The organism is Parapusillimonas granuli, assembly GCF_013416525.1.
Taxonomy (GTDB): Bacteria; Pseudomonadota; Gammaproteobacteria; order Burkholderiales; family Burkholderiaceae_B; genus Parapusillimonas; species Parapusillimonas granuli.
This window is the reverse complement of record NZ_JACCEM010000009.1, coordinates 85,329-99,113: the sequence shown is the minus strand read 5'-3', so window position 1 is coordinate 99,113 and position 13,785 is coordinate 85,329. Positions and strand designations below refer to the sequence as shown.

At 65.9% G+C, this 13,785-nt stretch carries 17 protein-coding genes; 12 read left to right on the top strand and 5 right to left on the bottom strand.

From position 1 onward, the window contains the following. Positions 1-144 precede the first annotated feature (144 nt). On the bottom strand, positions 145-468 hold the full coding sequence (clpS, locus tag H0A72_RS16745) for an ATP-dependent Clp protease adapter ClpS (protein ID WP_180157405.1): 324 nt from the start codon (positions 466-468) through the stop codon (positions 145-147). A gap of 164 nt (positions 469-632) precedes the next feature. Here clpS and H0A72_RS16740 point away from each other — a divergent pair, with 164 nt between their 5' ends. Both H0A72_RS16740 and H0A72_RS16735 read left to right on the top strand, forming a co-directional pair. After that, complete coding sequence (locus tag H0A72_RS16740; protein ID WP_165028941.1) at positions 633-878, top strand: cold-shock protein; 246 nt, start codon at positions 633-635, stop codon at positions 876-878. A 119-nt stretch (positions 879-997) separates the two neighbouring features. Beyond that, a complete protein-coding gene (locus H0A72_RS16735; protein ID WP_180157404.1) occupies positions 998-1,396 on the top strand; it encodes a DUF192 domain-containing protein in 399 nt (132 codons plus the stop codon). A gap of 77 nt (positions 1,397-1,473) precedes the next feature. Here H0A72_RS16735 and pcaF read toward each other — a convergent pair whose 3' ends face one another. From pcaF to xseA, 3 genes are all read right to left on the bottom strand, one after another. Next, a complete protein-coding gene (pcaF, locus tag H0A72_RS16730; protein WP_180157403.1) occupies positions 1,474-2,679 on the bottom strand; it encodes a 3-oxoadipyl-CoA thiolase in 1,206 nt (401 codons plus the stop codon). A 219-nt stretch (positions 2,680-2,898) separates the two neighbouring features. Continuing rightward, positions 2,899-3,477, bottom strand: coding sequence for a superoxide dismutase [Fe] (gene sodB / locus H0A72_RS16725; RefSeq protein ID WP_180157401.1), 579 nt, complete (start codon positions 3,475-3,477; stop codon positions 2,899-2,901). Positions 3,478-3,557: 80 nt separating this feature from the next. Then, positions 3,558-4,889: an exodeoxyribonuclease VII large subunit gene (gene xseA / locus H0A72_RS16720; protein WP_425502553.1), complete on the bottom strand. Its 1,332-nt coding sequence runs from the start codon at positions 4,887-4,889 to the stop codon at positions 3,558-3,560. A 541-nt stretch (positions 4,890-5,430) separates the two neighbouring features. Between xseA and H0A72_RS16715 the strand changes: the two genes are divergently transcribed. The 9 genes from H0A72_RS16715 (at position 5,431) to rpsT (ending at position 12,063) form a co-directional block, all read left to right on the top strand. After that, a complete protein-coding gene (locus tag H0A72_RS16715; RefSeq protein ID WP_180157397.1) occupies positions 5,431-6,036 on the top strand; it encodes a MotA/TolQ/ExbB proton channel family protein in 606 nt (201 codons plus the stop codon). Beyond that, positions 6,033-6,446 carry an ExbD/TolR family protein gene (locus H0A72_RS16710; protein WP_180157395.1) on the top strand — a complete coding sequence of 138 codons (414 nt, stop codon included), beginning with the start codon at positions 6,033-6,035 and terminating at the stop codon, positions 6,444-6,446. Before H0A72_RS16715 ends, H0A72_RS16710 begins: the two co-directional genes overlap by 4 nt. Then, the gene (gene lpxK, locus H0A72_RS16705; RefSeq protein ID WP_180157393.1) at positions 6,443-7,525 is read left to right on the top strand and encodes a tetraacyldisaccharide 4'-kinase; all 1,083 of its coding nucleotides are present in this window, start codon (positions 6,443-6,445) and stop codon (positions 7,523-7,525) included. The genes H0A72_RS16710 and lpxK overlap by 4 nt, the downstream gene beginning before the upstream one ends. A gap of 35 nt (positions 7,526-7,560) precedes the next feature. After that, positions 7,561-7,773, top strand: a complete 213-nt coding sequence (locus tag H0A72_RS16700; RefSeq protein ID WP_180157391.1) for a Trm112 family protein — start codon at positions 7,561-7,563, stop codon at positions 7,771-7,773. Further along, on the top strand, positions 7,770-8,534 hold the full coding sequence (gene kdsB, locus H0A72_RS16695) for a 3-deoxy-manno-octulosonate cytidylyltransferase (RefSeq protein ID WP_180157388.1): 765 nt from the start codon (positions 7,770-7,772) through the stop codon (positions 8,532-8,534). The genes H0A72_RS16700 and kdsB overlap by 4 nt, the downstream gene beginning before the upstream one ends. Positions 8,535-8,659: 125 nt before the next feature. Further along, positions 8,660-9,316, top strand: a complete 657-nt coding sequence (gene adk / locus H0A72_RS16690) for an adenylate kinase (RefSeq protein ID WP_180157386.1) — start codon at positions 8,660-8,662, stop codon at positions 9,314-9,316. A gap of 61 nt (positions 9,317-9,377) precedes the next feature. Continuing rightward, complete coding sequence (locus H0A72_RS16685; protein WP_180157384.1) at positions 9,378-10,136, top strand: 3-hydroxyacyl-CoA dehydrogenase; 759 nt, start codon at positions 9,378-9,380, stop codon at positions 10,134-10,136. A gap of 44 nt (positions 10,137-10,180) precedes the next feature. Beyond that, positions 10,181-11,737: a murein biosynthesis integral membrane protein MurJ gene (gene murJ, locus H0A72_RS16680; RefSeq protein WP_180157383.1), complete on the top strand. Its 1,557-nt coding sequence runs from the start codon at positions 10,181-10,183 to the stop codon at positions 11,735-11,737. Positions 11,738-11,799: 62 nt separating this feature from the next. Continuing rightward, positions 11,800-12,063, top strand: a complete 264-nt coding sequence (gene rpsT / locus H0A72_RS16675) for a 30S ribosomal protein S20 (RefSeq protein ID WP_165028917.1) — start codon at positions 11,800-11,802, stop codon at positions 12,061-12,063. 261 nt (positions 12,064-12,324) lie between these two features. On the opposite strand, the gene H0A72_RS16670 is transcribed toward rpsT, so the two are convergent. Further along, positions 12,325-12,636, bottom strand: coding sequence for a DUF3579 domain-containing protein (locus H0A72_RS16670; protein ID WP_180157381.1), 312 nt, complete (start codon positions 12,634-12,636; stop codon positions 12,325-12,327). A 152-nt stretch (positions 12,637-12,788) separates the two neighbouring features. On the opposite strand from H0A72_RS16670, the gene argF reads away from it, so the two are divergent. Beyond that, a complete protein-coding gene (gene argF, locus H0A72_RS16665) occupies positions 12,789-13,745 on the top strand; it encodes an ornithine carbamoyltransferase (RefSeq protein ID WP_180157380.1) in 957 nt (318 codons plus the stop codon). Positions 13,746-13,785: the final 40 nt, after the last annotated feature.

Genomic DNA, 13,785 nt, shown 5'->3' with positions numbered 1-13,785 from the left:
CATTACATATCGGAGCGGACAAACAATTCGATAAATCCTATTCTATGACTAAATCGACCTTGCGTATCAACATTAATTGAAAACCAACATAACCCTTACTATACATGGACTGCGGCGGTGTTGCGCGGCGTCCGCGCCACGGCGTCAGGCGTCGGGAGCGGGCTCCATGACGCACTGCAAGGGATGCTGGCGGGCCTGGGCCATTTGGCGGACCATCTCCACCCGGGTGGCGGCGATGTCCCGGGGGTACACCCCACAGACTCCGCGCCCTTCGTGGTGCACCTTCAGCATGATGCGGGAAGCTTCTTCCTCGCTTTTACCGAAAATGCGCTGCAATACATTGACGACGAATTCCATGGGCGTGTAGTCGTCGTTCAGCAGGACCACCTGATAGAACGGCGGCGGCGCAAGCTTGGAGGACTGGCGGTCCAGAACCGTATCGCGCTGGTTTTCGATCTGAGTAGCCATGTCAAATACTAGTGGTTTCCATAGTTGACTATGTTAGGGTAAATTGCGCATTATCGTACTATTCTGAGTGCCTGGAAGTCCGTTGCATGCCAGAATCTAAAGGCTAAAGGTAACCCCTTTGTAGTCGAGTTTCAATTTAACACTATAGTCGAGAGGCAGTCCGCATGTCTGATTCAACCGCAACCTCCACGCCAGGGGATACGCAAAAGCTGACCGGAACCGTCAAATGGTTCAATGATGCGAAAGGTTTCGGATTCATTACCCCCGATAATGGGGGCGAAGACCTTTTCGCACATTTTTCTTCCATACAAATGAACGGCTTCAAGACCCTGAAAGAAGGTCAGAAAGTCGCTTTCGAGATCGCACAGGGACCCAAAGGCAAGCAAGCGCTCAACATCACCGCCGCCTGAACACCGTTGTGGAAGGCAGGCATTCGGCATCAATAACAATGTATAAATTGTATCGATCTACAGGGCTTCCATGCCCTGTTTTTTTTGGCGCCCTCGCCCTGGTCTTGTGCGCTTGCCTTATGGCCGCCGCGGCCGCCGCCGCCCAGGGCATGCTGCTGCCCACCACCGAACTGCGCGTGGGGCCGCACAAGGTGCATGCGGAAGTGGCCGCCACCGACGCCAGCCGCGCCCGCGGCCTGATGGGCCGGCCCTCGCTCCCGCCGGACCACGGCATGCTGTTCGTGTTCGACGCCCCCAGCACGACCTGTTTCTGGATGAAGAACACGCCCCTGCCGCTTTCCATCGCCTTCATCGACGAAGACGGCATCATACTGAACCTCGAGGACATGCGGCCTTTCGACGAATCCAGCCACTGCCCCGCCGCGCCCTTCCGCTATGCGCTCGAAATGGAGCAAGGCTGGTTCAAGAGCAATCAGGTCGCCCCGGGCGCCCGGGTCGGCGGACTGCCCCGGCGCTAGGGCCGGGCCCGTCAATACCGTCGATATCGAGAGGCCATGGGGGGCGCGCTGCGCGCCCCCCATGCTCCGGGCATGCCTCAGACGCGCTCGAGCACCACCGCGATGCCCTGGCCGACCCCGATGCACATGGTGCACAGGGCATAGCGGCCGCCGCTGCGGTGCAGCTGGTTCACGGCCGTGAGCGCGAGGCGGGCGCCGCTGGCGCCCAGGGGGTGGCCCAGGGAAATCGCGCCGCCGTTGGGGTTGACCCGCGGGTCGTTGTCCGCGATGCCCAGCAGCCGCAGCACGGCCAGCCCCTGGGCCGCGAAGGCTTCGTTCAATTCGATGACGTCGATCTGGTCCAGCGACAAGCCGGCCAGGGCGAGCGCCTTCTGGGTGGCGGGCGCCGGCCCGATGCCCATGATGCGCGGCTCGACCCCCGCCGTGGCCATGGCCACGATGCGCGCGCGCGGCGTCAGGCCGTGTTCGCGCGCGGCGGCCTCGGAGGCCACCAGCATGGCGCAGGCGCCGTCGTTGACGCCGGACGCATTGCCCGCCGTGATGGTGCCGTCGGGACGCACGATGGGCTTGAGCTTGGCGAGGGCCTCGAGGGTGGTTTCACGCGGGTGCTCGTCGGTGTCCACGACCAGCGGATCGCCCTTGCGCTGCGGGATGTGCACGGGCGTGATTTCGGCCTGGAAGAAGCCCGCCTTCTGGGCGGCGGCGGTCTTGGACTGGCTGGCCAGGGCGAAGGCGTCCTGGTCTTCGCGGCTGACCTTGAACTGGTCGGCGACGTTCTCGGCGGTTTCGGGCATGGAATCCACGCCGTATTGCGCCTTCATGAGCTTGTTGATGAAGCGCCAGCCTATGGTGGTGTCGTAGATGGCGGCGCTGCGCGAAAACGCGGCGTCGGCCTTGCCCATGACGAAAGGCGCGCGGCTCATGCTTTCGACGCCGCCCGCCAGCATGAATTGGGCGTCGCCCGCGCGGATGGCGCGCGCCGCGGAGCCGAGGGCGTCGAGCCCCGAGCCGCAAAGCCGGTTGATGGTGGCGCCGGGGACTTCGACCGGCAGGCCCGCCAGCAGGGTGGCCATGTGGGCGACGTTGCGGTTGTCTTCGCCGGCCTGATTGGCGCAGCCGTACAGCGCGTCGTCCAGGCGCGCCCAGTCGATGCCGGAATTGCGCTGCATCAGCGCCTTGATGGGAATGGCGGCCAGATCGTCCGCCCGGACCGTGGCCAGCGAGCCGCCGTAGCGGCCGAACGGCGTGCGCACGCCGTCGCAAATAAAAGCTTGAGTCGTCATTTTTGAGCCTGCGAGAACAAAGGAAACCATGACGCGGCGGGCGCATGCATGGCCCTGGCCGCCGAATGGACGAATCTTAGCGCATTCGTTGACGGCACAATGAAAAGAACCGGTGTTTCGTCCGCGCCGTGGTCACTTCGCTGCGGGCGCCGGCATGCCGGCGGGGCATGCCGGGCAGCCATGGGCCGCGCCCGCGCAAGCTGCGCGGCCCAGCGGGGCTTAGCCCAGGTTCGATGCCGCGAACTGCCAGTTGACCAGGTTCCAGAAGCTTTCCAGGTACTTGGGACGCGCGTTGCGGTAGTCGATGTAGTAGGCGTGTTCCCAGACGTCACAGGTCAGCAGGGGGATGTCGGAAGTGGTGAGCGGCGTGGCGGCATTGCTGGTGTTCACGATATCCAGCGAGCCGTCGGGCTTCTTGACCAGCCAGGTCCAGCCCGAGCCGAAGTTGCCGGCCGCGGACTTGTTGAAGGCGTCCTTGAAGCCTTCGACGCTGCCCCATTTGGCCTTGATGCCTTCCAGCAGCGCGCCGGTGGGCTCGCCGCCGCCGTTGGGCGACATGCTGTTCCAGTAGAAGGTGTGGTTCCAGACTTGCGCGGCGTTGTTGAACACGCCGCCCGAGGACTTCTTGACGATTTCTTCGAGGCCGGCGTTTTCGAATTCGGTGCCCGCGATCAGGTTGTTCAGATTGGTGACGTAGGCCTGATGATGCTTGCCGTAGTGGTATTCCAGGGTTTCCTTGGAAATGGTGGGGGCAAGGGCATCAAGCGCGTAGGGAAGAGGGGGAAGCGTAAAAGCCATGGTCGATTTCCTTCAAAAAAAGCCAGTCAGAATGCCAAAAAGCGGGTACGGCGGCCGCCCGGGCGCCGCAAGGCGCCGCCCTACAGCAGGCCGTGCGCCCGAATGACGTTCGCGCGCACGCTGCCACGGGCAAGCTCTACGCCGATTTGCTCGCCAACACTCAAGTCTAACGCATTTTTGACGATTTCCCCGTCCTCCTTCCGGACGATGGCATAGCCGCGGTCCAGAATGCTGCGCGGGCCCAGCGCCTCGAGGGTTTGCGCCAGCGCCAGCAGCCGTTGGCGGCGGCGCTCGAGTAGCCGCCGGGCCGCGTCGGCCAGGGCTTGCCGGCGGTGATTGAGCTCGGACCGCAGGCCCTGCGGCCGGGGCTGGGCATGGGCCAGGCGGGCGCGGACCTTGTCCAGCCGGACGGCCTGCGCCGCCGTCGCCTGCGCCGCCGCCCTGGACAGCCGCTGGCTGAGGCCTTGCAGGTGCAAGGCCTGCCGGCCCAGGCGCTGCTGGGGCGACACCAGCATGGCCGCCGCCCGGTCCAGCCGCAACGAGGCGCGCTCCAGCAGGCGCCGCTGATGGGCGGCCAGCGATGCGAACGCGACCCGGACGGCGCGCGCGCAGGCCTCATGGCTGAGGCAGCAGAGCTCCGCCGCGGCGGTCGGGGTCGGCGCGCGCAAATCGGCCACGAAATCGGCGATGGTGAAATCCGTTTCGTGGCCCACGCCGCTGATCACGGGGATGGGGCTGGCCGCGATGCTGCGCGCCAAGGCCTCGTCGTTGAAGCTCCAGAGGTCTTCGATGCTGCCCCCGCCGCGGACCAGCAGCAGGACGTCGACCTCGGCCCGCGCGACGGCCTGGCGCAAGGCGGCGTCGAGCTTCCCGGCGGCGTCCAGCCCCTGCACCGGCGCCGGATACACGATGACGCGCACATGAGGCGCGCGGCGGGCCATGGCGGTCAGCACATCGCGCAAGGCCGCCGCGGCGAGGGAAGTGACCACCCCGACCGTGGCCGGCATCGCGGGAATGGGCCGCTTGCGCGCCGGGTCGAACAGCCCTTCGCGGGCGAGCTTCTCCTTGAGCGCCAGAAAAGCCTCGTGCAGGTCGCCGCGGCCCGCGCGGCGCATGCTTTCGACCTGCAGCTGGTAGTCCCCGCGCGGCTCGTACAGGGTGACGGTGGCGCGGAATTCGAATTTCTCGCCGGCCTTGGGCACGAAGCCCACCGCCTGGCAGCGCCCGCGGAACATCACCGCCCTGACGCTGGCCCGTTCGTCCTTGATCGAAAAATACCAATGCCCCGACGCGGCCTGCGTGAAGTTGGAGATTTCCCCGCGCACCCAGAGCCGGGAAAAATGCCCTTCCAGCAATTGCCCGACCTGACGATTCAGCTGGCTGACCGTCAAAACCTCATTGGACATGGGCATGTTTTCCCATGAATTCATCTAAAACCTCCGCTATTCTCGCTGCGCTGTCCACAGAGAAATTGGATTTGTCAAATCGATGAAATATCAATCCGATTCCGCGACCAGCTCAAAACCCGCTTTAATTCGGAAGCGCAAGCACTTGATTTAAATCGATTTTTAATAAATTGGTCGATTGATCGCAAATTGACCATTGAACCTCCAGAGCCAGTAAATCATGCCTATCCGGCAACTTGTGCACAGAATTATCCACAGTTTTTGTGGATACCCGCCGCAAAGCCAGCAACCACGCCCTTTTCCATATCGATTGCGGGGCCGCGCCTGCTTTTCCAGCGCACGAACGACCCGATTCGCCGATTGGAGCCCCTGCCGGCGGACGGCCCGCGGGCGGGGAACGCCGTGCAATGCTTCCCGGGCGGGCCTGCGCCGAACGGCCCATGGGACGCCGCTTTTCGGCCGACCGCCGCCCGACGCCCCCGCGCCATCCGGCCGATTGTAAAATGCCGATACGCCGGACCACACTTTACCCCGGGTGGAGACTACCTTGCTTGAAATCATCAACGCCGCCGGATGGCCTGTCTGGCTGCTCATTGCAACCTCCGTCATCGGGCTCGCGCTCGTCATCGAGCGTTTTCTCTCCCTGCGCGCCAGCAAGATCTTCCCTCCCCGCCTGCCCGGCCAGGTGCTGGAACTCCTGCGTCAGAAAAACGACAACCCCGAAGCGGTCATCCGCCTGGCCGGCAACTCGCCGCTGGGCCGCATCCTGGCGGAAGTCCTGATCAACCGGCACGAAAGCCGCCATTACCGGCTGGCGGCGGTGGAAGACGCCGGCAAGGACGTGGCGCATCGCTTGAACCGCCATTTGCCCGCCCTGGGCACCATCGCCGTCGTCGCGCCGCTCATGGGCCTGTTCGGCACGGTCGTCGGCATGATCGAGATCTTCGCTTCGTACACGCCGGCCGGCGGCGACCCGGCCCAGCTGGCCCGGGGCATATCCATCGCCCTCTACAACACGGGCTTCGGCATCATCATCGCCATTCCCGCCCTGATCCTCCATCGCTATTTCCGCTCGCGGGTGGACCACTTCCTGCACCTGATGGAACGTGAAGCCGGCTCGCTGAACCGGCTCATCAGCCGGGAGGCCGAATGAACTTCCGCCGGCGCCTGCCCGACGACGAGCTGGAGATCAACCTGATCCCGCTCATCGACGTCCTGCTGGTCATCCTGATCTTCCTGGCCGCCACCACCTCGTTCACGCGCTACCAGCAGATGAAGGTGTCATTGCCCGAGGCCCGGGCGGACGCATTGGCCGAACCCGAAGCGCTGAATATCGCCATCAGCCAGGAAGGCCTGTACGCGCTGGAGGGCCGGCTGCTGCCCGGCACCACGGCCGCCGACATCGCGCAGGCGCTCGCGGCGGCCGCGGAAGGCCGGCCGGACGCCGTCCTGGTCATCAACGCCGACGCCCACAGCACCCACGAGTCCGTGCTGCGCGTCATGGAAGCCGCGAGGCAGGCGGGCATCTCGCGCGTCAACTTCGCGACCCGCAGCCCGCGATGAAAGCGCCCGCCGCGCTGGTCCGCGGCCTGCACTCGGCCTGGAGCAAGAAGGGCTGGATCAGCACCCTGCTGCTGCCCCTGTCCTGGATCGCCGCCGCCGCGGTCGCCCGCAAGCGCTCGCGCTACGCGAACCAGCCCGCGCTCACCCATCACTGCGCGATCCCGGTCGTGGTGGTCGGCAACATCTATGTGGGCGGCACGGGCAAGACGCCGGTCGTCATTGCCCTGCTCCAGGCCCTGCAGGCGCGCGGCTGGCGTCCGGGCGTGGTCAGCCGCGGATACGGCATCAAGCTGGGCGAGCGCGCCAGGACGGGGCAAGGCGAGCTGGCGGCCGACCGCTACGGCGACGAGCCCGCCCTGATCGCCCGCGCCACGGGCGTGCCCGTCAGCGTCCATCCCGACCGCCCGGAGGCCGCAAGGCGGCTGCAGCGCGATTTTCCTCAGGTCGACATCATCGTCGCCGACGACGGGCTGCAGCATCTCGCCCTGGGCCGCGACCTGGAGATCCTGGTCCAGGACGGCAGGGGCGTCGGCAACGGGCGCATGCTGCCCGCCGGGCCGCTGCGCGAACCCGCCGACCGCCTGCGCTATGTCGACGTCATCGTCACCAACCTGTCCGCCGGCCAGCTCGGTCCCGCGCCGGTGGACAGCCCGGCGCGGCAGGTCGCCATGCGCCTCGCGCCGGCCGCGGTGGAGCGGCTCGTGTCCGGCGAGACCCTGAGCTGGCCCGACTGGCTGGCCGAGCACGGCGGCGAGCCCGCCGCCGCCGTCGCCGGCATAGGGCGGCCGGACCGGTTCTTCGACATGCTGCGCCATCACGGCCTGGAATTGAGCCGCGCGCTCTCGCTGGAGGACCACGCCGATTACGCCGAATCGCCCTTCGCCGGCCTGACGGCGCCGGCCATCCTGATCACGGGCAAGGACGCCGTGAAATGCGGCCGCTTCCAGGACCCGCGCCTGTGGGTCGTGCACGCGGAGCCGCGCTTTTCCGATCCCGGCTGGCTGGACCACGTACACGACATGCTGCGCATGATCGCCCGCCACAAGGCCTCGGTGGCCCAGCGGCGCCGCGGCGATTAAACTCCTCTTTTATCCGAACACTATTGGAGCCCGGCATGGAATCCCGCCTGCTTGAAATACTGGTCTGCCCTCTTTGCAAAGGCCGCCTGCATCACGACCGCGACCGCCATGAACTGATCTGCCGCGCCGACAAGCTCGCCTTCCCCATCCGCGACGGCATTCCGGTCATGCTCGAGAACGAAGCGCGCGACCTGCGCCAGGCCGCCGCGCACGGCGACCCCGCTAGCGGCCAGCCGGAACAGGCATGAGCTTCATCGCCGTCATCCCCGCGCGCGCGGCCTCCACCCGCCTGCCCGACAAACCCCTGCTGGACATCGGCGGCAAGCCCATGGTGGTGCGCACGGCCGAACAGGCGGCGCGCTCGCGCGCGGCGCGCGTGGTCGTGGCGACCGACGACGAGCGCGTCGCCGCCGCCGCCCGCCGGCACGGCATCGAAGCGCTGCTGACGCGCGGCGACCACCCCACCGGCACCGACCGCCTGGCCGAAGTCGTGCAGCGGCTGGGGCTCGCGCCCGACGCCGTCGTCGTCAACGTGCAGGGCGACGAACCCCTGATCGACCCCGGCCACATCGACGAAGTCGCCGAGCTGCTGCAGCGGGCGCCCGACGCGGCCATCGCCACCTGCGCGACGCCGATCACCGACGCCGCCGTCCTGTTCAATCCCAACGCCGTCAAGGTCGTGTGCGACCGGGCGGGGCGCGCGCTCTATTTCTCGCGGGCGCCCATACCGTGGGCGCGCGATGCGCTGTCCGACGGCGCCCGACGGCTCGCCGACGGCTTGCCGGCCCTGCACCACATCGGCATCTATGCCTACCGCGCCCGCTTTCTGTCGCTGTTCCCCACCCTGGAAGCCGGCACGCTCGAACGATTCGAGTCCCTGGAACAATTGCGCGCGCTGGAAAATGGCTATAGCATTGCGGTTCACGTCACCAAGAACCATCCAGCCGCCGGAGTGGACACTCAGGAAGATCTGGTCCGCATACGCGAAATCTTCGCCAATCGGCTATGACATCGCTTCGAATCGCCGATTCCGCGCACCGGATTCCACGACTCATGCGCGCAGTGCCGTGCAGAAATTGCTGCATTGCGGCATAATCGGAAAAAGTTAGAAAAACCGAACTCCAGGAGGAATTCATGCGACTGATACTGCTCGGTCCGCCCGGCGCGGGTAAGGGTACCCAAGCAGCGTTCATCACCGAAAAATTTGGCATTCCCCAGATTTCCACCGGTGACATGCTGCGCGCCGCCGTCAAGGCACAAACGCCGCTTGGCCTAGAGGCCAAGAAAATCATGGATGCGGGCGGGCTGGTGTCCGACGACATCATCATCGGCCTCGTCAGCGATCGCCTCAAGCAGGACGACTGCAAGAACGGCTATCTGTTCGACGGCTTCCCGCGCACGATCCCGCAGGCGGACGCCCTGAAGGACGCGAATGTGGCGCTGGACTACGTGGTCGAGATCGTCGTCCCTGAAGAAAACATCATCGAGCGCATGAGCGGCCGCCGCGTGCACCCCGCCAGCGGACGCAGCTATCACCTGAAGTTCAATCCGCCCAGGGCGCCCGGCGTCGACGACGTCACCGGCGAACCCCTGGTGCAGCGGGACGACGACCGCGAAGAAACCGTCAGGCATCGCCTTTCCGTCTACCGCGAACAGACTCGGCCGCTGGTCGACTACTATTCGCAGTGGGCGGAAACCGGCGCCCCGGGCGCGCCGGCCTATCGCCAGCTTTCAGGCGTCGGCGAAGTGGAAGAAATCCGCGAGCGCATTTTCCAGGCGCTCCGGTCCTGATCCCCGCCAGCTTCAACATAACGGGCCTCGCGCCCGTTTCTTACTTTTTTCGAGACGGAAAATGGATATCAAGAACAAAGTTTTCATCGTGACCGGCGGCGCCTCGGGCCTGGGCGCCGGCACCGCGCGCATGCTGGTGGCCGAAGGCGCCAAAGTGGTGCTGGCCGACCTGCAGGACGAAGCCGGGCAAGCGCTGGCCGCCGAGCTGGGGCAGACCTATGTGCATTGCGACGTCACCCGGGAAGCCGACGGCCAGGCGGCGGTCGCCGCGGCGCTGGAACTGGGCCCGCTGTTCGGGCTGGTGAACTGCGCCGGCATCGCGCCGGCCTCGCGCACCGTGGGCAAGAACGGGCCGCATGCGCTGGACCTCTTCCAGAAAGTCGTGTCGATCAACCTGATCGGCACCTTCAACATGATACGGCTGGCCGCCACGGCCATGAGCCAGAACGCGCCCGAGCCCACCGGCGAACGCGGCGTGCTGATCAACACCGCGTCGGTGGCGGCCTACGACGGCCAGATCGGCCAGGCTGCCTATTCCGCGTCCAAGGGCGGCGTGGTCGGCATGACGCTGCCCATCGCGCGCGATCTGTCCAAGTCCGGCATCCGCTGCGTCACGATCGCGCCGGGCATCTTCGGCACGCCCATGATCTTCGGCATGCCGCAGGAAGTCCAGGATTCGCTGGCGGCCAGCATCCCCTTCCCCGCGCGGCTCGGCCGCCCGGAAGACTATGCCAAGCTCGTGCACAGCATCATCACGAACGAAATGATCAACGGCGAAACCATACGCCTGGACGGCGCGATCCGCATGGCGCCAAAATGACGGGCAGGCGCCGCCCACTTCCCCGCGCCGGCAAACCCTAGCCCATGAGCCTGCTTCGGTCCGCGGCAACGGTCAGCGGCTTCACGCTGTTTTCGCGCATCACGGGGCTGGCGCGCGACGTCCTCATCGCCGCCTCCTTCGGCGCCGGCCCGCTGACCGACGCTTTCTGGGTCGCCTTCCGCATCCCCAACCTGCTGCGCAGGCTGTTCGCGGAAGGCGCTTTCTCGCAGGCCTTCGTTCCCATACTGGGCCAGGCCCGCAGCACCCGGCCGGCGGAGGAAGTCCGCGTGCTGCTGGACCGCGTCGCCCTGCTGCTCACCTTCGCCCTGATGCTGGTGACCCTGGCCGGCGTCATCGGCGCGCCATGGGTGGTCAGCGCCATGGCCAGCGGCCTGCGCGGCGCCGCGCGCCAAGCCGAATTCGACGCCGCCGTCTGGATGACGCGGCTGATGTTCCCCTACATCGTGTGCATGTCGCTGGTCGCGCTGGCCTCCGGCGTGCTCAACACCTGGAGCAAATTCGCCGTTCCGGCCTTCACGCCGGTGCTGCTGAACGCATCGATGATAGGCGCCAGCCTGTTCCTGGTCCCCTACTTCGACATCCCGATCTATGCATTGGCGGCCGGGGTCATGATAGGCGGCGTGGCGCAGCTGGCGGTCCAATGGGCGGCGCTCGTCCGGCTGGGCGTGGCGCCGCGCTGCTCCGCGCGGCTGCGCCAGGCCTGGGCGGATCCCCTCGTTCAGCGCATCATCCGCCAGATGCTGCCGGCCATTCTGGGGGTCTCGGTGGCCCAGCTGTCCCTGCTCATCAACACCAACATCGCCACCTGGCTCGCGCCGGGCAGCGTGACCTGGCTGTCGTTCGCGGATCGGCTGATGGAGTTCCCGACCGCCTTGCTGGGCGTCGCCCTGGGGACCGTGCTGCTGCCCAGCCTGTCGGCCGCGCACGCGCGCCAGGACCACGCGGGCTACAGCGCCTTGCTGGACTGGGGCCTGCGCCTGGTGCTGCTGCTCGGCCTGCCGGCCGCGCTGGGGCTGGCCATGCTGGCCGACGGCCTGGTCGCCACGCTGTTCAATTACGGGGCGTTCAGCGGCCACGACGTCGCCCAGACGCGGCTGGCCGTCATGGCCTATTCGGCCGGGCTGATCGGGCTGCTGGCCATCAAGATCCTGGCGCCGGGCTTCTATGCGAAGCAGGACATCCGCACGCCGGTCAAGATCGCGGTCTTCGTGCTGGTCGCCACGCAGATGCTCAACCTGGTCCTGGTGCCGCTGTTCGCGCACGCGGGACTGGCGTTGTCGATCGGCCTGGGGGCGAGCATCAATGCGCTGTGCCTGGTGGTGCTGCTGGTGCGCCGGGGGTTGTACCGGCCCGCCGCGGGCTGGGCGCGGTTCCTGCTGCGCGCGCTGCCCGCGCTGGCGGCGCTCGCCGCGCTGCTGTGGTACGCCGACCAGCACCTGGACTGGGTCGCCCTGGGCGCACACCGCTGGCAGCGCGTGGCCTGGCTGGGAGGCGTGGTGGCGGCGAGCGGGGTCGTCTATTTCTCCCTGCTTTTGCTTTGCGGTTTTCGGCTGCGCGACTTTACACGCAGGGGCAGATAAGCTAGAATAGCTGTCTTTGCCGAATAAACTTTACAGTCTAATCAGACAAACGGGATACGCAAATGGCCAATTCCGCCCAAGCACGTAAGCGCGCTCGCCAGTCGGTTGAGCGCAACAAGCATAATTCCAGCCTGCGCTCCATGCTGCGCACGTCCATCAAGCGTGTGCGCCAAGCCATCGAAGCCGGCGACAAGGCAGCTGCTACCGAAGTTTTCCAGAAAACCACGAGCATCATCGATCGCGTTGCCGACAAGAACATCATTCACAAGAACAAGGCCGCCCGTCATAAAAGCCGCCTTGCTGCCGCTGTCAAAGCTTTAGCCTGATTGGCGTAATGGTTTAGACGGCAGACGACATTTCCCGGGTGTGCCCGGGGTGGGAAAGGGACGCTCAGGCGTCCTTTTTTCGTTTGCGGGCTGTTCGGGCTGCGGCATGATGGATGGGCGGGGCGGCCTTGGTGGGCGGCCAGGTGGGCTATCACCGGTGGGCTGCTTATCACCGATGGGCTGCTGTAGCCGGCGCAGCCCGTCCAGCGGGCGTCCGCCCCTCTTTTCAGCGCGTACACGTGGCCATAAAAGGCAACCGCCCTATCGAGGGCGGCTGGGCATCGCGGTTTCTTGTTCAGACACCTTGAGATGGTTGTCTTCGGCAAAGCTGCACACGAACTTGAAGGCGAGCGGTTCCAGCTCGCGCAGGCGCTTGTCGACGACGACGCAGCGCACGCCGTCCAGGACGACCGGCACGACATAAGGAGAATAAGTGAGAGGCCCTCCTACGGAGCCGGCGGGCCTGAACTGCGACATGACGCCTGCCAGGCGCTCGGCCCAGTCGCTGGGGCGAAATTTTTGACCATCCTGGGTGACGCCATGAATGATTAACTGCTGCACAAGTTGTGTCATAACCTTCCGCGGACTAACCGTGGCCGTTGCGGCCACCAAACTTTCCCTGCGCCGCGAATTGTATATGATACCCACCTGCACCGTCTCGGCGCGGCGACTTTGCCCGCTGCCGCATGGCAGGGTAAGATGGCTCTTTTGAAACAAGGCTTACTATGTCTGACGTCACCACGCATACAGGTCCATTACGGCATTTCCTGCAGTTTCGCGATTTATCGAAGACCGAGATCCAGTACGTCCTGGATCGCGCGCGACTGATCAAAAGCAAGTTCAAGCGGTACGAACCCCACCGCACGCTGCATGATCGCAATCTGGCCATGGTGTTTGAAAAAGCCAGTACGCGCACGCGGGTGTCGTTCGAGGCGGGCATGTATCAACTTGGCGGCTCGGTCATCCATCTTACCACCGGCGATTCCCAGCTCGGCCGCGCCGAGCCCATCGAGGACACCGCGCGCGTCATTTCGCGCATGGTGGACCTGGTCATGATCCGCACCTTCGAACAGACGCGCATCGAGCGCTTTGCCGCGCATTCGCGCGTGCCCGTCATCAACGGCCTGACCAACGAATTCCACCCTTGCCAGATCCTGGCGGACATCTTCACGTTCATCGAGCACAGCGGCCCCATCGAGGGCAAGACCGTCGCCTGGATCGGCGACGCCAACAACATGGCCTATACCTGGCTGCAGGCGGCGGAAATACTCGGCTTCCGGCTGCACGTCTCGGCGCCCACGGGCTACCGGCTGGATCCCGCGCGCATCGGCCAGCCGCCCGGCAGCGTGCTGCAGGAGTTCTCCGATCCCATGGACGCCTGCCGGGGCGCGCATCTGGTCACCACCGACGTCTGGACCAGCATGGGCTACGAGGCCGAGAACGAGGAACGCCGCAAGGCCTTCGCGGATTGGTGCGTGGATGCCGAGATGATGGCGGTCGCCGACCCTTCGGCCGTCTTCATGCACTGCCTGCCGGCCCATCGCGGCGAAGAGGTCGCCGGCGACGTGATCGACGGCCCGCAAAGCGTCGTCTGGGATGAAGCCGAGAACCGCCTGCACGTGCAGAAGGCGCTCATGGAATTCCTGCTGCTGGGGCGCCTGGAAGAATCCGATCACGCGTGATCGGCCCCCTGCCCCGGCGCCGGGCCGCCCTGGCGCCATG